This is a genomic window from Amycolatopsis sp. NPDC114484 (assembly GCF_055633755.1).
The window spans coordinates 64536-85167 of the sequence record NZ_JBVKDQ010000029.1; the positions used below are offsets into that span (position 1 = coordinate 64536).

A 20632-nucleotide genomic window follows, 5' to 3' on the forward strand; every position below is an offset into this window, starting at 1 on the left:
GGCTCAGCCGGCGAACCGCTCCAAGGCGCGGATCTTGTTCGTCGCGTCGAGCGCCGCCACCTTGTACGCCTCGGACAGCGTCGGATAGTTGAACACCGCGTCCACCAGGTAATCCACCGTCCCGCCGCAGCCCATCACCGCCTGGCCGATGTGCACGAGGTCGGTCGCGCCGGTGCCGAATACGTGTACTCCCAGCAACTTCCGGTCCGAAGTCGACACCAGAAGCTTCAACATCCCATAGCTGTCCCCGGAAATCTGGCCGCGCGCGAGTTCCCGGTAGCGCGCGATACCGACTTCATACGGCACCGAGGACGACGTCAGCTGCGCCTCGGTCGCGCCGACATACGAGATCTCCGGGATCGTGTAGATCCCGATCGGCTGCAACGCGCCGATGTCGTTCGCCGGCTCGCCGAACGCGTGGTACGCGGCGAGGCGGCCCTGGTCCATCGACGTCGCCGCCAGCGCCGGGAATCCGATCACGTCGCCGACCGCGTACACGTGCTCGACCGGCGTCCGATAGTGCTCGTCGACCTCCAGCCTGCCGCGCCGGTCCGCGCCGAGGCCCGCGTTCTCCAGCGCCAGCGCGCTGGTCATGCCCTGGCGGCCGGCCGAGTACATCACCGCGTCCGCCGGGATCCGCTTGCCGCTGACGAGGGTCGTCACCGTGGAGTCGTCGGAGACCGCGACGTTCGCGACCTTCTCCCCGAACCGGAACGTGACGCCGAGGTCGCGCAGCTGGAACTTCAGCGATTCCACGATCTCCGGATCGCAGAAGTCGAGCATCTGGTCGCGCTGCTCGACCACGGTCACCCGCGAGCCCAGCGCGGCGAACATCGACGCGTACTCGATCCCGATCACCCCCGCGCCCACCACGACCAGCGAAGACGGGATCTCCTCCATCGCCAGGATCTCGTCCGAGTCGAGCACGCGCGCGGCGTCGAAGTCGACGTGGTCCGGGCGGGCGGGGCGGGTGCCGGTCGCGATCACGACGTAAGCGCCGGTGATCGTGCGCCGGTCGCCGCGGTGCTTGCCGTCGACCAGGACGGTGTGCGGATCGGCGAACGAGCCGATGCCGCCGATGAGATCGACGTGGTTGCGCAGCAGCTGGGCGCGCACCACCTGGACCTCGCGCCCGATCACGTGCTGCGTGCGCGCCATCAGATCCGCGATGGTGATGTCCTGTTTCACCCGGTAACTCGCGCCGTACAGCTCGCGCTGGTTCATCCCGGTCAGGTACAGCACCGCTTCGCGCAGCGTCTTCGACGGGATGGTGCCCGTGTTGACGCACACGCCGCCGACCATGTCGTGCCGGTCGACGACGGCGACTTTCTTCCCCAGTTTCGCCGCCGCGATGGCGGCTTTCTGCCCTCCCGGGCCCGAGCCGATGACGATGAGGTCGTACTCGTATTCGCTCACGGCCCTGAGCCTGCGCATGTGCGCCGGTCAGCGCAAGTCCTCACGAACGCAAGGCGCCCCGGCGACGGTGCAGATCGGTGACCGACCCGAACGCGGCGTCGAGTTCCTCGCGCAGCAAGGCGGCCTGTTGCGCGGCGACGTCCTCCCCCAGCAACGCGGCGGCCCGTCCCTCCTCCAGCAGCGCCAACGCCTCCCACGGCGACGACGCCAGCTGTCCGTTCAGAGCACCCGCGTCCGGCGGCGACAGCTGTTCGGCCAGGCCGGCCGTACCCGCGGCGATCAGCGCGGCGACGACGAGGTGCGGCTGGGCGTCCGCGCCCGCGAAGCGGAACTCCAGCCGCGGCTCGGACGACGTCCCGCACAACCGGATCGAGGACGTCCGATCGTCCGGTCCCCAGCGCAGTTCACGCGGTGAGAACGGAGCCGTGCGCAGCCGGACGTAACTGTTCCACGTCGGAGCCCACACCGCGGACAACGCTCGCGCGTCACGCAACACTCCGGCGAGAAAAGCCCCCAGCGCGAACGGAAACCCGACCGGTCCGTCTGAAGTGGACAGTGAGAGATGGACGTGGCACGAATTCCCCTGACCGGGTTCCGGCGCGGCGAGATAGTCGGCTTGCGCATGATGCGCAGCGGCCACCCGCCGGGTCAGCATCTGCAGCAGCAACGCGTCATCGCAGGCCGCGAGCGCGTCACGATGCCGCAGGACGACCTCGTACTGCCCCGGATGGCACTCCGCCCGCGCCGATTCCACGCCCAGACCAGCCGACGCGGAACGCAGGTCCGCCAGCAGCGGCGCGAGGCGTTCGGTGCCGCCGACGGCGTAGTCCACGCCGTGCCCGGTGAGCGGATCCCCTTCCGAGGTCCGGAAAACCACCTCGTGCTCGATCCCGATCGACGGAACCAGCCCGTGCTCCTCCAGCCTCGCGAGCTGCGTCCGCAACACCGTCCGCGGCGCGAGCCCGGCCGGTTCTCCGGACGGGAACTCCGCGTCCCCGACCACCGCCCAGGTCTGGTCGCCGAGCGGGAACGCCGTCGCCGCGTCGAGCCGCACGCGCAGGTCGCCGAACCCGCCGAGATACGGCTTCAGCGAGCCGGTCTCCGGCAGCGGTTCCCGCTCTGGCGTCCAGGCGAAAACGTAGCTGCAGATGCCGTATCCGCTGTCCAGCACCTCGGCGGCGAACGGCGCGGCCAGCTCGACCGCCGCGAACCGCGCGTGCGGATCGGGCACCAGAAGCACCAGCCGAGCGCCGTCCTCGGCAAGCACCCGACGCAGCACCTCAGCCGCCGCCGAGCCCGCTTCGGCGCGCACAGCCAGCGACCGCGGCCCGACCGGACGGTCGAACGGGCTCACCAGGCACCGTCCGGATCGGGCGCGTGCAACGGGTTCGGCACGCGGCCCCAGCGGACGTCGAACTCGTCGTCGCGTTCGACCTTGTCGAAACCCTGTCCGGCGAGATGCTCGCGGTTGAGCGTGACCCGCTCGACGTCCGGCGCGAACAGGCGACAAGCGTCGAATCGCTGCGCCACCTCAGGATTTTCGGCGCGATAGCGGCCGACCACTTCACGCACCAACGCCCAGAAGTCGCCGCGCGCAAGGTCGAGATCGTCCAGCAGCAGCTCCGCCCAAAACCGCAGCTGACCGGAGAAAACCGAGCTGAACAGGGACTGAGCAAGCAGGTGCGCGGGCCAGCGCAGCATGTCGGCATCGGCGTCCGGCGGAAGGTCCGCGTAGCAGGGCAGTTCCTCGTCCAGCAGGTCGACTCCCTGGGCGAAGTCCTTGATCGCGACGCGCAGCGGGCGGCCGTCCGCGTCCACCACCAGCACCAGATTCTGGCCGTGCGGGCAGAATCCGACGCCGTACTGGAGCAGCCAATGCAGCAACGGCGTGAGCAGCAGGTCGAACAGCCGCGACAGCCACGCCTCCGCGCCGTCGCCGGACTGCGTGATCAGCCTGGTCAGCACGGTTTCCCCTGCGACGTCGCGGTACGGCAGGGCGGCGAACGAGATCGCCTGTTCGCCATCGGCGAGCCGGGCGACGAGCGGCTCGCGCCACAGCGCACCGAGCGTCTCGTGGAACCGGTACGGAAGCTCCTCCAGCGAGCCGAACAGCGGATGCCGCACCGAAACGCTCGCGACCTCGCCGAGCAGTTCGAAGCGGTACTTCTCGGACAGCAGCGGGTCGGCCGCGTCGATCCCGCGCAGCCATTCGGTGACCGACGGCCCGGCGAGCGTCGCCGCGGAGTTCAGACCGCGGTAGACGAGCGTATTTCGCACGGAGACCGCGGTTTTCACATCGTGACGGTCGGACCGGGAGCGGTTGGCCAGGGTCCGGACAGTCTGATGTGGACGGTAGACGTCGCCGCTCTCCCCCAGTTCGGCCATCCGGCCGGTCGCCAGTTCGGCGGCGTAAAGCGTGCCGATGATTTCGTCGGCCTGCCAAGGATGCACCGGCACCCAGACATAGTCGGCGAGAGCGCCGAGGCGTGCCGTGCGGGCAGTGAACTCGGCGCGGGTCGACTCGTCGAGTTCGTCGCGCAGCAGGGTTTCCGCGTCGAGCCCGGCGACGCTGCGGAACTGCGCGAGATCGCGGTGCACGGCGTACCAGCGCAGCCGGATGTCGGCACCGGACTCGGGCGCGTACCGCGCGCGGTCGCGGGCGGAAAACCCGACGCGGCCCTTGTTGAGCACCAGCCGGGGGTGGCCGGCGAGATGACCGTCGGCGAGGTTGTAGTCCATCGTGGACAGTTCGGCGGCGGTCGGTGCGCGGAGCAGCCGGGTCGCCTCGTTGGCGACCGTCGAGGTCAGCTCGGCGAGGACGTCGGCCAGCCGGAGGCCGGTGAGCCCGAGCCGTTCCCGCGCGTCGACGATCAACGTGCGCGGGTCATCCGCCGGAGCTTCCGCACCGCGCGCGACCCGGATTGCACTGCCGGGCAACACTGTCCACGATTCAAACGCGCCTCGCCGTGCCTCGAAGCGGTACGAAACGTCGTCGGGGAGGTCGAGTCGCCAGCTGCGGTGCCCGGCCCGCGTCGGTTCGCCGGGCATCGGCGCCAGCATCGCTTCATAGGACAACTCGCCGAGCATTTTGTGCGTGACGAGCGAGCCCGCCGCCCGCCAAGCGCCGTCGTCGTTCAGGGTCACAGGTCCTCCGTCTGGTCGAGGCCGAACGTGGTGAACGCGGTCCGCTCGGGCAGTTCGTACACCGTTTTTCCGCATACCGCATTGAGAATCGCCGCGGCTCGCCACGCACCGAGGCCGAGATCCGGCGCGCCGGGGCCGTGCGTGTGCCGTTCCGCGTTCTGCACGAACAACGACCCCGGCACGTCGAGTTCGACGCGATAGTCGGCACCGATCAGGAGACGTCCTCGCGCGTCACGGCGCACCGCTTCACCGAGCCCCTGCAGCAACGGCCCAGTCGACGTTTCCCGGTAGCCGGTGGCAGCTACCACGGCGGACGTCCGATGCGTCGCGGTTGTTCCTTGCTGGGCATGCAGCAGGCCCAACTCGATCTGGTCGCCGACGGTCGCGGACACCACCTCGACGCCCGGCGTCAGCACCGCTCCGGGCCAGCCGCCGCCGATGCTCCTGCGGTACAGCTCGTCGTGGATCTCCGACATCGTCTCGGCGTCGATCCCTTGGTACAGCTGCCATTGCGCCGGGAGAAGCTTGTCGCGGACCGCTTCGGGAAGGCTGTGGAAATACGCCGTGTAGTCCGGGGTGAAATGCTCTAGGCCGAGTTTGGAGTACTCCATCGGCGCGAAAGCAGTCGTGCGCGTGAGCCAGCGCAGACCGTCCACAGTGGACTTCGAACGAAGCAGATCGAGAAACACCTCCGCGCCCGATTGCCCCGAACCGACGACCGTCACCGAATCCGCGGCGATCAACTCGGACCGCCATGGGAGGTAGTCAGCGGAATGCAGCGCGAGCACATCCGGCGCGGACACCAAGGGACGCAACGGTTCCGGAACGCTCGGCTGCGTGCCGACGCCGAGTACGACGGCTGCCGCCAGCACCGGATCCGCACCAGTGGCAGTCAGCTCGAACGCCTCTTCGCGGTCGATCCAGCGCAGCCCGGTGACCTCGTGCCCGAACCGGCACGACGGCAGCCGGGACGCTGCCCAGCGCCCGTAATCGTCATACTCCGCGCGCGGCAGATGGAACCGCTCGGCGAAGTAGAACGGCAGCAACCGGCCGCGTTCGCGCAGATAGTTCAGAAACGAATGCCGGCTCGTCGGGTCGACGAGCGTCACCAGGTCGGCGAGGAACGGCACCTGCAGCGTCGCGCCGTCCACGAGGAGCCCGGGGTGCCAGCGGAACTCGGGACGCGCGTCGAACAGCACGGCCTCCAACTGGTCGAGCGGATCCGCCAGCGCGGCCAGCGACAGGTTGAACGGCCCTATCCCGACCCCGGCGACGTCGTAGCGCCTCACGACGCGACCGGGCTTTCCCGCGCGACAGCCGCGCGCAGGTCGGCCGCGACCGAGGCCACCGAGTCGAGCAGGGTGCGGTAGTCGGCGGGTTTGGCGTGCGGGTGCAGGAGAGTGAGTTTGAGCCACAGCTGCGACGCACCGTCCGGACCAGTCGGCAACGCGCCGCGGCCGATCACCGCGAGGCCGTCTTCCAGCAACGTACGGCGGACCTGTGCGACCAAGTCGTCCCCAGCCGAACCCGGCAACTCGTCCGCCGCCACCGGCCGGAAGACCACTGTGGACAGTTCCGGCGCACCCCACGACCGCAGCGCCGGATGGTCCTCGACCATCGCGTGCACGCCGGAAGCGTTGGCACAGCAGCGTTCCACGAGCGCACCGATCCCGGATGTGCCGAGCGCGCGCAGCGTGACCGCCATCCGGAACGCGTCCGGACGCCGGGAGGTGCGCAGCGACCGGCCGAGCAAGTCGGGCAGTCCGGCTTCAGTGTCGTCGTCGGCGTTGAGGTACTCGGCGCGAATGGTGAGGGCTTGCAGATCAGCCTCGACGCGCGCGCAGAACACCCCGGCGGCGACCGGTTGCCAGCCGAATTTGTGCAGGTCAAGCGCGACCGAATCGGCTAGCTCCAGACCGGCGACGCGGGAGCGGAGGGTTTCGCTGCAGAGCGCGAGACCGCCGTACGCCGCATCGACGTGCAGCCGCGCCCCGGTCCGGCGGCAGATCTCGGCGATCTCCGGCAACGGGTCGATCCGGCCGGTGTTCGTGGTGCCGGCGGTGGCGACGACCACGGCCTGCGCGCCCAGCGGCGCCAACGCCTCGGCCAGCGCGGACGGGACCATCCGGTCGTCCGCGCACGGCACCACGACCGGCGCGGGCAGCCCGAGCAACCACGCCGCGCGGGCGACGCTGTGGTGCGAATTGGCCCCGCAAACCGGTCGCGTGACGCCGGACTCCCGAGCGAGCAGCAGGCCGAGGTGGTTGGATTCGGTGCCGCCGGAGGTGATGACGGCGTCCGGGCGGGCGGCGTCCGGATAGCAGAGCCGGGCGAGGCCGGTGGTGAACTCGCGCTCGATCTCGCTCGCGACCGGGGCCTGGTCCCAGGAGTCCATGGACGGGTTCAGCGCGGAAGCAACGACGTCAGCGGCGACGGAAACCGCCAGCGGCGGGCAGTGCAGGTGCGCGGCGCACGCCGGATCGGCTGGATCGGCGGATCCGGCGGCGAGCAGGGCGGAAAGCTCTTCCAGCGCTTGCTCGGCGCCCACTCCGTGCCGCGCGAGCCCGGAGGACTGGCCGCGGGCGAGTGCCGCCGCCACCGCGGCCGGGCCGCCGGCCGGGACCGGACCGCCGCGTTCGGCCGTGCCCGCCGCCATTCCGCGCAGCGCCGCGGGGAGCAGCCGGGCCAGCCGGTCCGCGCCGCCGGCACCTCCGGCGAGCCACTCCGCTGAAGCGACGCCGACCCCGGAGGCCGTCGGCGCTGAGGGCGCATCCGCCATGGAACCGCCTTTCTTAGGGTAACCTTGCCTTACCCTGCGCAACAATACGGATACCCACCGACAGCCCGCGACCGGGGCCGCCCCTGAGCCCAGCATGCTGGGCGAACCGCGTCTGACGCGTCGGCCATTTCGGGAGACCGCGCCTCACCCGAACGCCGCAGCACAACAGCCGCTCAGCCCAGCACCGCGCAAAAAACGGCCGGTGCCCCCACCAAGGGAGCACCGGCCGTTTGCCATGAAGGTCAGCGCACCGAAGCCAACCCGCGCACCTGCTCGAAAACATCGCCACCGGTCGGCAGCACCGCGAGCACCGGCGCCGTCAGCCCGTTGTCCACATAGGACTCAACCTGCTCAAGGCAGGACTCGACACTGCCGTGGATCACGAACGAGTCCACGACGTCGTCCGGGATCACCTCGCTGACTCAAGTCAACGGTAGCTCCAACTGAACCGAACCGCGGGATCGCGTCGGCGTGTCGAGGAGCAGCGTGCACGGCCCCCCGGGCCGGGCTCGCTGCTCCTCGACACGCCGACTTAAAGGCGATCCCGCCGCGACGGCGAAGCCGGCGCCATCAAACACCGCGATCCCGCCGCGACGGCGAAGCCGGCGCCATCAAACACCGCTGGATCCACTCGACCTGGGTGCGCATGAGGTTCTCCGCGACCTCCTCGGCCTGCGGAGTCATGTGCGTCGCGCCCGCGAGCGGCAGGAAGCTGTGCGCGCAGCCCTTCGCCAGCAGCGCGGAGGAAAGCCGGAGCGCGTGCGCCGGGAAGACGTTGTCGTCGGCCAGACCGTGCACGATCAGCAGCGCCCGCTCGAGCGAACCGGCGCCCGCGATGAGCGAGTTGTGCTCGTAGCTTTCCGGTTCGTCGTCCGGCTTTCCGAGATAACGCTCGGTGTAGTGGGTGTCATACAGCGACCAGTCCGTGACCGGTGCGCCCGCGACCGCCGCGTGGAACACATCCGGCCGCCGCAGCACCGCCAGCGCGGACAGGTAGCCGCCGTAGGACCAGCCGCGGATCGCGACCCGCTCCAGGTCCAGCTCGGGGTACGCCGCCGCGGCCGCGTGCAGGGCGTCGACCTGATCGGCCAGAGTGACGTCGGCGAGCTTGCCAGCGATCTCCTTCTCCCACGCCGGTCCGCGGCCGGGCGACCCGCGACCGTCCACGACCAGCACGGCGAAGCCCTGGTCGGCGAGCCACTGCGGGGTCAGGAAAGCGTTGCGGCTCTGGAGAACCCGCTGCGCGTGCGGGCCGCCGTACGGGTCGAGCAGCACCGGCAGCTTGCCCTCGTCGGGCTCGTATCCGCGCGGCAGCACCAAAGCCGCGCGCAGCTGGCGTTCGCCGAGGGTGAGCCAGGTCAGGTTCGGCACGATCTCCGGGTCCACAGTGGACGACTCGATCGAACTGACCTCGATGCCGTCCCGCAGCACGGTCACCTTCGGTCCGCTGTGGTCGAGACTCCACGAGGAAAGCACCGTGAGAGCAGCACTTCCCGAACCGACGTGCACGCCGTCCGTTGCGGACAGCCGGCGCACCGTGCCGCCTTCGGTGCGGTACAGGTGGATCTGCGTCGGGTCGTTTTCCGAAGCGGTGAAAAGGATTTCCTCGCCGACATGCAGCACCATCCGCAGCTGCATCCCCGGCGGCGTGACCGGCTCGCCGTCCACCAGGAGCCGGTGATCGCCGTCAGCCGCGCTTTCCACCACCAGCTTGCCGTCCGCGGTCCACGCGGGCACGCCCTGGAAAATCTCGACCCAGTGCTCGTCGGTCTCGGTGTGCACCTCGGCGACCGAGCCGTCGGCCGGGTTCAGCGCGAGCACGGTGAGCTTCTTCTGGTCTCGCGGCTGCACAGCCAGCAGCGGCTGCCCGCCCGCCGACCAGTGCACGGTGACCAGGTACTCCCAGTCGCCTTGTGCCACGTCGACGCGGCTGCCGTCCAGGCCCAGCACAGCCAGCGACACCTCGGCGTTCGGCGAGCCGGCCGACGGGTACGCCACGACATTCGCCGGCTGCTGCGGGTTCGCCGGGTCGCCGATCGTCCAGCGCGGCACCGGCCCGCGGTCCGCGCGCTCCACGATCACGCTGCGCCCGTCCGGCGCCCACCAGTAGCCGCGCGTGCGGTCCATCTCCTCGCCCGCGATGAACTCCGCCAGACCCCAGGTGACGTCCTCGTCGTCCTCGCCGACGAGCACGCGGTCCTCGCCGGTCGCCAGCTCGATCACGTGCAGCCGGCGCTCGCGCACATACGCGACGTGCGTGCCGGTCGGGTTCGGCCGCGGGTCGATCACGGACTTGTCGACCAGGACGCGCGTCTCGCCGCTCGCGAGGTCGAGCGTGTAGAGCTTCCCCGACAGCGTGAAGGTGACGACGGCGAACGCGTCGTCGACGCCGAAGGCGACCACGCCGCCGCCGGTCTCCCGGGCCCGTTCGCGGCGCGCCCGCTCCTCCGGCGGCAGGTCCTCGTCGCCGGACACCAGCTCGGCGGCGTCGATCAGCTTCGTCTCCTCGCCGGTGGCGAGGTCGAACGACCACAGGCTGTGCCGCGGATCGGTGCCGGTGGCGCTGCGCAGGAACAGCACCCGCGAACCGTCCGGGGCGACCCGGAACTGCTTGGGCGCGCCGAGAGTGAACCGCTGGGTGCGGGCCTGCTGGCGGAGGAACGGAACGTCGTCGAGTGCGAAATCGGTCACGACCAGCACTCTTTCAGATCCTCAGCCGGGCACGCCAACACCCTGCAGCGCGGCTCGCTGCTCGTCGACGTCGTAGGCCGGCTCCGGGAACCGCGGGTCCATCTCGGTCAGCGTCTCGACCAGCAGTTCGGCGACCGCCCAGTTCCGGTACCACTTGCGGTCGGCGGGCACCACGTACCACGGAGCGTGCTCGGTCGACGTGCGCTTCAACACGTCGGCGTACGCCTTCTGGTAGGCGGGCCACTGCCGGCGGGCCTCGATGTCCGACGGGTCGAACTTCCACCGCTTCTCCGGACGGTCCAGCCGCGCGGTGAGCCGATTGAGCTGCTCCTCCGGCGAGATGTGCAGGAACACCTTCACCACGGCGGTGCCGCTGTCGGTCAGCTCCTTTTCGAACGCGTTGATCTGCGCGTAGCGCTGCCGTCGCTCAGTCGCGGGAAGCTGGCCGAGGACGCGCGGCACGAGAACGTCCTCGTAGTGCGAGCGGTCGAACACGCCGAGGTGACCCGGCGACGGGAGCTTCTTGCGGATCCGCCACAGGAAATCGTGCTTGAGTTCGGCGGCCGTCGGCTTCTTGAACCCGGCGTACTGCACGCCCATCGGGTTCACCAGGCCGAGCACGTGGCCGACGGTGCCGCCCTTGCCCGAGGTGTCCATGCCCTGCAACACCAAAAGCACGCTGCGGGTGCCGCCGCCGATGCCCTCCGCGTACAGCGCTTCCTGCAACCCGGCGAGCTGTTCCCCGGCGGACTCGAGTTTCTTGCCGCCTTTCGCCTTCTTTTCCGGCCCCACGGGCGACGAAGCCGGGTCCGGCAGCTCGTCGCCCGCCCGGAGCGCGTCGCGGACCCGGTTTCCGTTCTGCTGCTTCTTCGCCATCCCGGGACGATAACCGCGGGGACCGACAAACCCGGGGACTTATCCGCCGGTCCGGCCGACTGTCATCCGGTCGAGCGAGCGGCGCAGCGAATCGCCGGAAGAACCCCTCGATTGCGCAACGAACGACGGGGGAAAGCAACGTTTCCCGGCTGAACTCCCCGCGAACGGCCTCTAGCCTGAACGCATGACAGCGTCCGTCCAGCCTGCCGGCACCGCGCGTCCCACCTCCTCCGACGGCTTCATCGCGCTCGACGAGCGATGGAGCACGCACAACTACCATCCGCTGCCGGTCGTGATCGCCGAAGCCGAGGGCGCTTCGGTGACCGACGTGGCGGGCAAGTCCTATCTGGACTTCCTGTCCGGCTACTCCGCGCTCAACTTCGGCCACCGCAATCCCGAGCTGATCGCCGCCGCGACCGAGCAGCTGGGCCGCGTCACGCTCACCTCCCGCGCGTTCCACCACGACCAGCTCGGCCTGTTCTGCCGCGAGCTGGCCGAGCTGACCGGCACCGAGATGGTGCTGCCGATGAACTCCGGGGCCGAGGCCGTCGAGTCCGCGGTGAAGGTCGCGCGCAAGTGGGCGTACCAGCTCAAGGGCGTTCCGGCGGGCACGGCGGAGATCGTGGTCGCCGCGTCGAACTTCCACGGCCGCACCACCACGATCGTCTCGTTCTCCGACGACGAAACCGCGCGCGCCGACTACGGGCCTTTCACGCCGGGCTTCGTCCAGGTGCCGTACGGCGACGCGGAAGCGTTGAAGGCAGCCATCACGCCGCGCACTGCGGCCGTGCTCATGGAGCCGATCCAGGGAGAAGCTGGCGTCGTCGTGCCGCCTGCGGGGTTCTTCGCCGCAGTGCGGCGGCTGTGCGACGAGAACAACGTGCTGATGGTCGCCGACGAAATCCAGTCCGGTCTCGCGCGCACCGGCACTGTGTTGGCGTTGGAGCACGAAGGCGTCCGCGCGGACCTGTACACGCTGGGCAAGGCCCTCGGCGGCGGCATCGTCCCGGTGTCCGCAGTGGTCGGCAGCCGTGCCGTGCTGGGCGTGCTGAAGCCGGGCGAGCACGGCTCGACCTTCGGCGGCAACCCGCTGGCTTGTGCCGTCGGCCGCGCCGTCGTGCGGATGCTGCAGACCGGCGAGTACCAGAAGCGGTCCACCGAGCTTGGCGCACATCTGCACGAGCGGCTGGCGAAGCTGGTTGGCGACGGGGTTTCGGAGGTGCGCGGACGGGGTCTGTGGGCAGGCGTCGACATCGCGCCGGACGGTCCGACCGGACGGGCGGCGTCCGAGGCGTTGGCCGGGTTGGGCGTGCTGTGCAAGGAAACGCACGACCGCACACTGCGCGTCGCGCCGCCGCTGGTGATCACCGAAGCCGAACTTGACCGCGGCATCGACGCGATCGCTCAGGTCGTGCGCGGCTGAGCTGCTCGGTGACCGCCGTTTTCCGGGCGGCGGTCACCGAGTCGGCATCACCGCGACTGTCGACCCGTCCGGCGAAGCGGTCACGTCGATGCCGCGGCCGTACTCGTCTTCGACGGACGTGGTCAGGCTCCACGTTCCGTCGTTTTCCCGCAGCGCCACCGAAACCTTGTCGCGGGGGAAGCCGGGCATGCGCTCGTTCACCTTCGCGAGAATCGCGGGGAGCGCTTTCGGCGAGAGCTCCGACAACGCGAACAGCGGCGCGCCCGGATCCGGCTGGATCGGCGAGGGCCGGTGTTCGACGAGACGTCCGCGATGCCAGTCGTAGTCGTCCGAAGTGCCCGGGCCGGGGCCGGGCACCTGAAACTCCACGTGGTCGGCGCGGATGATCGCTTCGTGCGCTTCCTGACGGCCGCTCGACTTGGTCAGCAGCGCGGCGACCTGCTGAAATCCTTGCTCGGTGAACGCGTCCGTCGTGAGCGCCGGAACGCCCTTCGCGTCCGCGATCAGCTCGCGGTCGCTGTCCTTGCCGGACCGGACGGTCATCGTGATGCCGACGTTCTCGCGGCGGATGACCACGCGCGCGTCCGCCGGGTCTCCGCCGAAACTCGCGACGAGTCCGGGTATCGCGGCGAAATTGACCTCGCTCGCGGCGAATTGCTTCTCCGGCACGCCGGTACTGGTCGAGTCGCGTTTGACTGAGCCGCCGTGATAGCTGAGGTACGCGCCGGGAATCGTGGCGCGCAACTGGTCCGATTCCACTGTCAGGTCTTCGAAGCGCTCGCTCTCGGCGGACAGTTTCGCCACGGCAGTACGCAGATCGTCCGCAGTGAACAGGTTCGGCGGGGAGAGAAGCTGCCCGAGGACGTCGTCGCGGATCGGCACCAGCAACGCCGCCGCGATGGCGAGCGTACTGACTATCGTCATCGCCAGCCGCCCGGCAGCATTCCCTTGCCGCGCCTCGGGTTCCGGCGTCCGCTCCTCGCCGACGGCCCCGACCTGCCACGGCCGGTCAATCCATTCCCGAGGCGGATCGGCCTCCACCGCGACCACGCCCGGATACCGCGGACTGTGCTTGACCACGACGATCGTGCCCGGCTGATACGCCGCGGAGCGCACCGGATGGATCAGTTCCCGGGCGGTCGCCCGGTACGCGGTCTCGTTCGGCGGCGCGACGACGAGCTTCAGTTCGGTGACGTAGGCGTCGTTGATCTGCGTCCCGGTCGTTTTGAGGCGCTCGATCTTGGCGAGTGTGCGGTCGCCGTGCTGCTGGACGAAACGCATGCCCTGCGGGGAGGCGGTCCCGCGCAGCGAGCGGGCGGCGCTGCCGAGTGTCAGCACCATGATGGCGAGACCGAGGCCGACTGACCCGGCCGCGACGTACCAGCCGTAATCGAGGACGAAACCGCCGACGACACCGGCGATCGCGAGCCCGAACGGCAGCGCGTACACCAGCCGCAGGAACCGGATCAGCCGGATCGCCGGAGACCGCCGCGGTTCTGGTGAATTGAGCACAATTGGTGTGTCTACTGCACTCCGTGTCAAGCCACCACATGGGGGCCGTCACACAGAGTGCCCATTCAGGCCGACGTCACCTCGACGCCGCTCAGCGCGGTGTTGTCCTGCTGCTGCCCGTCGCCGCCCGGCACGGTGGGAATGTCGGCGGTGCTGAGGCCGGACAGGTAAAGCCCGGCCTCGGCACCGGCTTCCGCGGACTGCCGCTTGCGGCGCGCCGTCTCGATCCTCGTCACCACGACCTCGCGGGCCCCGCCGGGCAGCTGCACCACCGCGTTCGCGCCGACCTGGACTGTGCCGTCGGTGACCGTGCCGGTGACCACGACTCCGCGCGTCGGGATCTGGTAGATCTCGGAGATCCGGAAGCGGAACGGGCCGGACGGGGCTTCAGCCGGACGGCGCGAGAACAGCGACATGGGACAAGCATCGCATCACGGCGGTTACCCGGCTTTCCCCGCCTGCCGCTCCGCCGCCGCGTGTACTGCGGCAGCCAACCGGTCGTGTTCCGGATAGGACCAGGTGGCGGAGAACTGCCGTCGCGTGTATCCGAAAGCGAGGCCGCTGCGCGGGTCCACGAAGGACTCGGAACCCGCGGATCCGTTGTGCCCGAACGCATTCGCGCTGAGGAACGGATAACGCAGCCCCTTCGCCTGAAACCCCAGCGCGTACTGGCCCGCATCGCCGGTCACCAAGTCGCGGCCGGTCGAATGGAGCATGGCGAACTCGCCGAGCGTGCCGGGTTCGAGCAGCGGCGGCCGTCCGTCCAAACCGGACACAGCTGCCGCGTACAACCCGGCCAGCCCGCGCGCGCTGCCGACCCCACCAGCGGAAACCTGGCCGAGCGCGCGTACCCGCCGGGTGTTGGCGAACGCCACCTGATCGAGCGGCGGCGTCGAGTCGAGCCCGTAGCCGATGCCGCCCAGGCTGTGCGGTCCCGGAACGTACGCCTGGAACGCCGCCAGTTCCTCCGCGCTCGCCTCCCCCGCCAGCACCTCGCGGTACCGGTGCTCTTCCTGCTCAGGCAGCCCGAGGTACAGATCGAGGTCGTACGGCTCGCGCACTTTCTCCTCGAAGTGCTCCTGCACTGTCTGCCCGGTGACCCGCCGGACGACCTCCGCGACGACCGAGAACCCGGCGAATCCGCTGTAGCCGTAAGCAGATCCCGGCCGCCAGAACGGCCGCTGCCCGGCCAGCCTCCGAGCGATCACCCGGTCGTCCGCGTGCTCCTCGGCGGACAGACCGCCGTCCGCTCCGATCACGCCGGAACGATGGCTCAGCACGTCTCGCACCGTGATTCCGCCCTTGCCCGCGGCAGCGAACTCCGGCCAGTGGTGCGCGACCGGCTCGTCCAACTCCAGAACGCCGTCCTGTACGAGCAGCGCCACCACCAGCGTCGTCGCGCCCTTGGTCGAGGAATAGACACCGGTCAACGTCTCGCCCGTGACGTCGCCAGCCCAAAGATCGACCACCAGCCGCCCGCGCACGCGGACCGCCAACTGCACGCCCACGCTCGCTTCGGCCGCTGCGGTGAACTCGTCGCGGACGGTCTCGAAGCCGTCCGCGACAGTCCCCTGGATTGCGATGTCCCCCATTGGTTCTTGTCCCTCCGATCGTCAGTGTCGAAAGTCAGTGTCGAAAGGAGGACCCGCGCGCCGCCGTGAATGTGACTAGGCTTCGATCCGTGACCGCCAGGCGGACTCTCGCCCTCTTCGCCGCGCTCTGCGCGCTCGCCGTTGTTGTGCTGGGGCTGCTCGTCGCGCCCTACGCACCGGGCACTGTGGACCAATGGGCCGACAGGTCCGCCTCGACGCTGAGCCCGGGTCTGCTCAACGCGCTCGTGCTGCCCACCGAGCCGTACGTGCTCATTCCCGCCGTCGCCGTCATCGCCGGAATCTGCCTCTATCGGCGCGCGCGACGCGACGCATTACTCGCCGTGGCAGGCCCGTTCATCGCCATCGCGCTCAACAGTTGGGCGCTGAAACCCGTCTTCGACCGCTGGAAAGGCGGCACGCTCGTCTATCCGAGCGGCCACACCGTCAGCCTGGTAGCCGTGCTCACCGTCGTAGTGCTGCTGGTCCGCTTCAAAGCGACCGCCGTCGCAGTAGGCGCGGTGCTGGTCGCTTGCGCGGCCGTCGGCATGATCGGCCTCGGCTACCACTACCTCACGGACATTGTCGGCGGCGTTTGCTTCGCCCCCGCCGTGGTCACCGCGCTGCGGGCGGCGCTGTCACCGCGTCGCGCGCCAGAGCCGTCAACCGGCTGATCGCGCGCAGGTACTTCTTGCGGTAGCCGCCGTTCAGCATCTCCTCGCCGAACAGTTCGGGCAGCGGCACACCGGACACGACCACCGGGATCGCCCGGTCGTACAACCGGTCCGCCAACGCGACCAGCCGAAGCCCGACCATCTGGTCCGGCACCGGCGTGACGTGCTTGAGGTGCACCCGCCGCACCCCGTCGAGAAGCTTCCCGTACCGCGAGGGGTGCAGCCGCTCGAGATGCGTCATCAACGCGCTGAATTCGTCCACAGTGGACCCTTCGTGCGCGGCCGCGGAGGCGTCGATCTCGTCGTCGCCGACCGGCGGCGGCGCGTCCGGCAGCCCGCGGTGGCGGTAGTCCGGCCCGTCGACCCGCACGACGCCGAACCGCCGCGACAACGCCTGGATCTCGCGCAGGAAGTCCTCCGCCGCGAACCGCCCCTCGCCGAGTTTGTCCGGCAACGTGTTGGAGGTCGCCGCGACATAGACGCCCGCGTCGGTGAGCTCCTGCAGCAACCGGCTGACCAACGTGGTGTCGCCAGGATCGTCGAGTTCGAACTCGTCGATCGCCAGCAGCCGGTGCTCGGACAGCCGCGCGACCGCGTTGGCGAACCCCAGCGCGCCGACGAGGTGGGTCAGCTCGACGAAGGTCCCGTACGCCTTGGGCCCCGGGGTCTCGTGCCAGGTCGAGGCGAGCAGGTGGGTTTTGCCGACGCCGAACCCGCCGTCGAGGTAAAGCCCCATCGGCCCGTCGGGAATCGCCGCCCCGCCGCCGAACAGCGATCGCAACCGCGACTTCTTGGCCTTGGCCGCGCCGATCCGCGAAGCGAACGCCGAACACGCCTCGACCGCGGCCGCTTGGCTGGGCTCGTCCGGGTTGGGAAGGTAAGTGGAAAACCGAGCCTCGCCGAACCGCGGCGGCGGCACGAGGGACGCGATCAGCTCGTCGGCCCCTAGCTCGGGAAACCGGTCGGTCAGCGCAGCTGCGGGCATGGTCGGAGAGCCTATCGGGACTGTGCCGGCGGCTTCGGCTCGCCTCAGCGTGGCCGGACGCGGCAAATCCCCCGGTCGGAGCCGCCTTCGACCGCGGGCGGGGCGGGCGAGGCGGGGTGCGTGTGGTGACTGTCACCGGGCTGCGGCGCTGGTCCGTCGCTGCGGGGCTGGGTCGAGGCTGTGGCAGTGGTCCGGCGCTGCGATGCCGAATCGAGACTGCCGCACCGGCGCGGGATGAGCGGCGAGATAGCTGGCCTGGCTTCGCGGCGCAGGTCCGGCGCTGCGGTGCCGGATAGAGACCGCAGCACCGGTGCGGGATGAGCGGCAAGGTGGGGCTGGCCCGGGCTCGCGGCGCTGGGCCGAGGCTCGTCACCAGCCCCGCACGAGCGACGAACTGGGGCGAGCGAGGTCGACCATCGGCGTGTGGACCGGCAACACTGGCATCAGGCAGCCACCGCATGGCGGCTCGGATCCGCTGACCACCGGTCGAGTCCGCCGCTTAGCCGCACGGACCGCCAGCGGCGCGTACCGTCGACCTGCCGTCAGCGACGGCTCCTTGCCGAAGCGCATTCGCGCCATGCCGAGCCGATCTGGCCCGGCGAGTCGATCTGGCCCGGTGAGTCGATCTGGCCCGGTGAGTCGATCTGGCCCGGCGAGTCGATCTGGCCCGGCGAGTCGATCTGGCCCGGCGAGTCGATCTGGCCCGGCGAGTCGATCTGGCCCGGCGAGTCGTCGCGCAGCGGCGCTCCATCCGCACGGCAAGAGTCATCTCCCGGCCGCCGCGTCCGCCCCACCGCCGTCTCCAGTCCGCCCGACTGCATTGACGGCTCGGGTGACGCCGTGGGGGGCCTGGGGAGCCAGATGCGCGCCCGCGATCGCTGTCAAAGGTCCGGCTGCCACTTCGCTGACCGCTTGCCAACTCACCCATTCGAGGGATGCCGCGTGCGTTTTCGCCCGGTCGGGAGGTCCTTCGGGCTAGCACGTCTCCGGCGCCGCGGGCCGCTCGCGGTGACACTGGACGCGCCATGTCCGCATACAGGGAGCGAGGAACCATGCCGACCCCGAACCGGCCCGATGTCCCGGCTGCTGTTTCGTCTGCCGCGCTGACGTCGGTCGAGCAGACGGACACCGGTGGGCGCACCACGATTTCGTCGCTGGTCGTGCAGAAGATCGCGGCGCTTTCGACGCGCGAGGTCGCCGGCGTGCACGCGCTCGGCGGCGGGGTCTCGCGGGCGATCGGGGCGATCAGGGACCGGATCCCGGGCTCGGGCGCGACCTCCACCGCGGGCGTCTCCGTGGAGGTCGGCGAGAAGCAGGCCGCGATCGACCTCGACGTCGTCGTCGAATACGGCGCGCGGATCGCGGAGGTCGCCCGCGACGTGCGGCGCAACGTCATCACCGCGGTCGAGCAGATCACCGCGCTCGAGGTGATCGAGGTCAACATCTCGGTCAACGACGTCCACCTGCCCGGCGAGGAGGACGAACCCGAGTCGAGCCGGGTCGAGTGACCCGGTGACCGCCAGTGCCTCGGCCGCAGCCTGGTCGTCTCGGGCTCGGCACGGCGTCGGCCCCGGAGACCCGGGCACACCAAGCGCTGCGGCGCTGGAGCCGAAACCCTCCGGCCGCAGGGCACCGACGTCAGCCAGGCCGGGCGAACGGCCCAGCGCCAGCTCCGGAATTCCGAAGCATCGCGCAAGCCGCGCCCGCCGCGAACGCACTCGCCGCGCCGGTCACCGGCTCGATAGCCGCAGCAGGCCGCACCAGCGGCGAACCCAAGCACCGCAGCACGTCAGATCAGGCAGCAACCCAACGCACCGCAGCACGCAATCCCAGGAGGGCGCACGTTGAACGCTACGCAGACCGGGATCATCGCCGGGCTGATTCTCGGCCTGGCCGCCACTCAGGGGTTCACCGCGTTTCTGGTGACCTTCGCGGTCGGCATCATCGGGCTCGTGGTCGGCCGGGTCCTTGACGGCGAACTCGACCTCGGCGACCTGTTCGGGAAGGGCCGGGACAAGTGACCAGGGCGGTCGAGGCGGGGCTGTCCCGCAGCGACCTTCCGGAGCCCGCCGAGCGCGGTTCGCTGACCATCGCCCAGGCCGTGGTGCGCAAGGTCGCGCAGCACGCCGCCGACCAGGTGCCCGGGACGATGTTCACCGAGCGCCGCGTCGCCGGCGTCAGCGCCGGGACTTCCGGTGCGTCCGCGAAGGTCGGCGGATCGGACAACGACGTCGACCTGTCGCTCGATCTCGCGCTGCGCTATCCGGCTCCGGTGCGGGAAGTGACCGGGCAGGTGCGCGCCAAGGTCGTCGAAGAGGTCGAACGCATCACCTCCTATCACGTGCGTTCGGTCGCGGTGACGGTCACCGCGCTGCTGCCGGACGTGCCGCCGAGGGTGCGATGATGCGCGTCCTCGTCCGTCTTCTGTCCACCCTGCTCGGTCTGGCCGTCGCGGCCGGCGGCGCGTTGCTGGCGCTCGAGGTCGGGTGGGCTTGGTGGCAACCCGGCAAGGCGCCGCTTCTCGTGCCGTGGCCGCGGTGGAAGACCGAAATCGCCGAGCTGGACTGGACCAGCACGCCGGTGCGGATCGCCGCTGGGATCGCCGTGCTCGCCGGGCTCGTGCTCCTGTTGCTGGCGCTCGGTGCGGGCGACCGCGCGGTGCGGATGACCGATCCCGCCGACGGCATCACGGTGAGCACCTCGCCGCGAGCGCTCGCGCGGTTGGTCGGGCTGGCGGTGCGCGCGGAGGACAACGTGCGCGGCGCGTCCGTGACAGCCAGTTCCCGCAAGGTGCGCGTGCGCGCGACGAGCCGACTGGAAAACGAGGAACAGCTGCGGCCGCGGCTGTTGGAGACCGTTTCAGGGGTGCTGGACGATCTCCCGCTGCAGCACCGCCCGAAGGTGTCTGTGGTCGTCGACTCTCCGAAGGACCGGTGATGAGTGCTTCCGCGGCGCGTCGCGCGCAAGGTCGTTCGCACGGTGCCGAGCGCACGCTGACCTCCCTGGTCGGCGTGCTCGGTTTGCTGGCCGGTGCCGGTGCGCTGGTGGTCGGCATGGGGTGGCTCGGGCAGTTCCGGGGGCACCGGCCGGTGCTCGACCCGATCGCGGTCGGCTGGCTCGGCGACCACGCGCTGTACGCGCGGATCGGTGCGATCGTGCTCGGGGTGCTGCTGCTGGTGTTCGGGCTGTGGTGGTTTTTCCGTTCGCTGCGCCCGGAACGCCGCCCGGACCTGAAGCTCGACGAGACGATCGGCTCGGAACTGACCGTCACGGCCGGAGCGCTGGCCGGGGCCGTGCAAACGGACGTGGAGAGCGTTGACGGGGTTACCCGCGCTCGCGTCCGGTCGGTGGGCACGGTGGCTGAACCGGCGCTGCGGATCACGCTCTGGCTGGCCGAGGGCACGGAAGTCCGGCGGGTGTGGGAAGACCTCGACGCGTACGTGCTGACCCGGGCGAGGGAATCGCTCGGCGTCGAGACGCTGCCGACCGCGGTGCGGCTCGAACTCGACACGACCGGCTCGGCACGCGTGCGCTGATCCCGCG

At 70.2% G+C, this 20632-nt stretch carries 20 protein-coding genes; 7 read left to right on the plus strand and 13 right to left on the minus strand.

What is annotated here, in order from left to right; all coding sequences use genetic code 11:
- Positions 1-3 precede the first annotated feature (3 nt).
- The 8 genes from sthA to ACZ7SW_RS40210 form a co-directional block, all read right to left on the minus strand.
- Entirely contained in the window at positions 4-1434 is a 1431-nt protein-coding gene (sthA, locus tag ACZ7SW_RS40175; RefSeq protein ID WP_470235597.1) for a Si-specific NAD(P)(+) transhydrogenase, read from the minus strand.
- Between the two features lie 22 nt (positions 1435-1456).
- On the minus strand, positions 1457-2770 hold the full coding sequence (locus ACZ7SW_RS40180) for a type I glutamate--ammonia ligase (protein WP_470235598.1): 1314 nt from the start codon (positions 2768-2770) through the stop codon (positions 1457-1459).
- Entirely contained in the window at positions 2767-4560 is a 1794-nt protein-coding gene (locus tag ACZ7SW_RS40185) for an IucA/IucC family protein (protein WP_470235599.1), read from the minus strand. The genes ACZ7SW_RS40180 and ACZ7SW_RS40185 overlap by 4 nt, the downstream gene beginning before the upstream one ends.
- Positions 4557-5849: a lysine N(6)-hydroxylase/L-ornithine N(5)-oxygenase family protein gene (locus ACZ7SW_RS40190; RefSeq protein WP_470235600.1), complete on the minus strand. Its 1293-nt coding sequence runs from the start codon at positions 5847-5849 to the stop codon at positions 4557-4559. Before ACZ7SW_RS40190 ends, ACZ7SW_RS40185 begins: the two co-directional genes overlap by 4 nt.
- Positions 5846-7339 carry a pyridoxal phosphate-dependent decarboxylase family protein gene (locus ACZ7SW_RS40195; RefSeq protein WP_470235601.1) on the minus strand — a complete coding sequence of 498 codons (1494 nt, stop codon included), beginning with the start codon at positions 7337-7339 and terminating at the stop codon, positions 5846-5848. The genes ACZ7SW_RS40190 and ACZ7SW_RS40195 overlap by 4 nt, the downstream gene beginning before the upstream one ends.
- Positions 7340-7581: 242 nt before the next feature.
- Positions 7582-7752 carry a hypothetical protein gene (locus ACZ7SW_RS40200; RefSeq protein ID WP_470235602.1) on the minus strand — a complete coding sequence of 57 codons (171 nt, stop codon included), beginning with the start codon at positions 7750-7752 and terminating at the stop codon, positions 7582-7584.
- Between the two features lie 157 nt (positions 7753-7909).
- On the minus strand, positions 7910-10030 hold the full coding sequence (locus tag ACZ7SW_RS40205; protein ID WP_470235603.1) for a S9 family peptidase: 2121 nt from the start codon (positions 10028-10030) through the stop codon (positions 7910-7912).
- A gap of 21 nt (positions 10031-10051) precedes the next feature.
- A complete protein-coding gene (locus ACZ7SW_RS40210) occupies positions 10052-10906 on the minus strand; it encodes a PPK2 family polyphosphate kinase (protein WP_470235604.1) in 855 nt (284 codons plus the stop codon).
- Between the two features lie 184 nt (positions 10907-11090).
- Here ACZ7SW_RS40210 and rocD point away from each other — a divergent pair, with 184 nt between their 5' ends.
- The gene (rocD, locus tag ACZ7SW_RS40215) at positions 11091-12329 is read left to right on the plus strand and encodes an ornithine--oxo-acid transaminase (RefSeq protein ID WP_470235605.1); all 1239 of its coding nucleotides are present in this window, start codon (positions 11091-11093) and stop codon (positions 12327-12329) included.
- Positions 12330-12362: 33 nt separating this feature from the next.
- Here rocD and ACZ7SW_RS40220 read toward each other — a convergent pair whose 3' ends face one another.
- From ACZ7SW_RS40220 to ACZ7SW_RS40230, 3 genes are all read right to left on the minus strand, one after another.
- Positions 12363-13841, minus strand: coding sequence for a hypothetical protein (locus ACZ7SW_RS40220; RefSeq protein WP_470235606.1), 1479 nt, complete (start codon positions 13839-13841; stop codon positions 12363-12365).
- Between the two features lie 65 nt (positions 13842-13906).
- Positions 13907-14257, minus strand: coding sequence for a hypothetical protein (locus ACZ7SW_RS40225; protein WP_470235607.1), 351 nt, complete (start codon positions 14255-14257; stop codon positions 13907-13909).
- A 24-nt stretch (positions 14258-14281) separates the two neighbouring features.
- A complete protein-coding gene (locus ACZ7SW_RS40230; RefSeq protein ID WP_470235608.1) occupies positions 14282-15433 on the minus strand; it encodes a serine hydrolase domain-containing protein in 1152 nt (383 codons plus the stop codon).
- 89 nt (positions 15434-15522) lie between these two features.
- On the opposite strand from ACZ7SW_RS40230, the gene ACZ7SW_RS40235 reads away from it, so the two are divergent.
- On the plus strand, positions 15523-16104 hold the full coding sequence (locus ACZ7SW_RS40235) for a phosphatase PAP2 family protein (protein WP_470235609.1): 582 nt from the start codon (positions 15523-15525) through the stop codon (positions 16102-16104).
- Here the strand turns inward: ACZ7SW_RS40235 and zapE are convergent.
- Positions 16046-17089: a cell division protein ZapE gene (gene zapE / locus ACZ7SW_RS40240; protein ID WP_043838301.1), complete on the minus strand. Its 1044-nt coding sequence runs from the start codon at positions 17087-17089 to the stop codon at positions 16046-16048. The two genes, ACZ7SW_RS40235 and zapE, sit on opposite strands and share 59 nt — an antisense overlap.
- Before the next feature lie 542 nt (positions 17090-17631).
- Positions 17632-17883 (minus strand): hypothetical protein, encoded by a 252-nt coding sequence (locus ACZ7SW_RS40245; protein ID WP_470235610.1) that lies wholly within the window; start codon positions 17881-17883, stop codon positions 17632-17634.
- Between the two features lie 258 nt (positions 17884-18141).
- On the opposite strand from ACZ7SW_RS40245, the gene ACZ7SW_RS40250 reads away from it, so the two are divergent.
- The 5 genes from ACZ7SW_RS40250 (at position 18142) to ACZ7SW_RS40270 (ending at position 20625) form a co-directional block, all read left to right on the plus strand.
- The gene (locus tag ACZ7SW_RS40250) at positions 18142-18597 is read left to right on the plus strand and encodes an Asp23/Gls24 family envelope stress response protein (RefSeq protein ID WP_470235611.1); all 456 of its coding nucleotides are present in this window, start codon (positions 18142-18144) and stop codon (positions 18595-18597) included.
- A 336-nt stretch (positions 18598-18933) separates the two neighbouring features.
- Positions 18934-19110: a hypothetical protein gene (locus tag ACZ7SW_RS40255; RefSeq protein WP_470235612.1), complete on the plus strand. Its 177-nt coding sequence runs from the start codon at positions 18934-18936 to the stop codon at positions 19108-19110.
- Entirely contained in the window at positions 19107-19493 is a 387-nt protein-coding gene (locus ACZ7SW_RS40260; RefSeq protein ID WP_470235613.1) for an Asp23/Gls24 family envelope stress response protein, read from the plus strand. Before ACZ7SW_RS40255 ends, ACZ7SW_RS40260 begins: the two co-directional genes overlap by 4 nt.
- A complete protein-coding gene (locus ACZ7SW_RS40265; protein WP_470235614.1) occupies positions 19493-20026 on the plus strand; it encodes a DUF6286 domain-containing protein in 534 nt (177 codons plus the stop codon). Before ACZ7SW_RS40260 ends, ACZ7SW_RS40265 begins: the two co-directional genes overlap by 1 nt.
- Positions 20026-20625 (plus strand): Asp23/Gls24 family envelope stress response protein, encoded by a 600-nt coding sequence (locus ACZ7SW_RS40270; RefSeq protein ID WP_470235615.1) that lies wholly within the window; start codon positions 20026-20028, stop codon positions 20623-20625. Before ACZ7SW_RS40265 ends, ACZ7SW_RS40270 begins: the two co-directional genes overlap by 1 nt.
- Positions 20626-20632: the final 7 nt, after the last annotated feature.

Bases quoted from the DNA above. Each gene is read 5' to 3' on its own strand.
- ACZ7SW_RS40225 (WP_470235607.1), bottom strand. From the start codon at position 14,257: ATGTCGCTGTTCTCGCGCCGTCCGGCTGAAGCCCCGTCCGGCCCGTTC.
- zapE (WP_043838301.1), bottom strand. From the start codon at position 17,089: ATGCCCGCAGCTGCGCTGACCGACCGGTTTCCCGAGCTAGGGGCCGAC.
- ACZ7SW_RS40195 (WP_470235601.1), bottom strand. From the start codon at position 7,339: ATGGCGGATGCGCCCTCAGCGCCGACGGCCTCCGGGGTCGGCGTCGCT.
- ACZ7SW_RS40250 (WP_470235611.1), top strand. From the start codon at position 18,142: ATGCCGACCCCGAACCGGCCCGATGTCCCGGCTGCTGTTTCGTCTGCC.
- rocD (WP_470235605.1), top strand. From the start codon at position 11,091: ATGACAGCGTCCGTCCAGCCTGCCGGCACCGCGCGTCCCACCTCCTCC.
- ACZ7SW_RS40210 (WP_470235604.1), bottom strand. From the start codon at position 10,906: ATGGCGAAGAAGCAGCAGAACGGAAACCGGGTCCGCGACGCGCTCCGG.
- ACZ7SW_RS40270 (WP_470235615.1), top strand. From the start codon at position 20,026: ATGAGTGCTTCCGCGGCGCGTCGCGCGCAAGGTCGTTCGCACGGTGCC.
- ACZ7SW_RS40265 (WP_470235614.1), top strand. From the start codon at position 19,493: ATGCGCGTCCTCGTCCGTCTTCTGTCCACCCTGCTCGGTCTGGCCGTC.
- sthA (WP_470235597.1), bottom strand. From the start codon at position 1,434: ATGCGCAGGCTCAGGGCCGTGAGCGAATACGAGTACGACCTCATCGTC.
- ACZ7SW_RS40230 (WP_470235608.1), bottom strand. From the start codon at position 15,433: ATGGGGGACATCGCAATCCAGGGGACTGTCGCGGACGGCTTCGAGACC.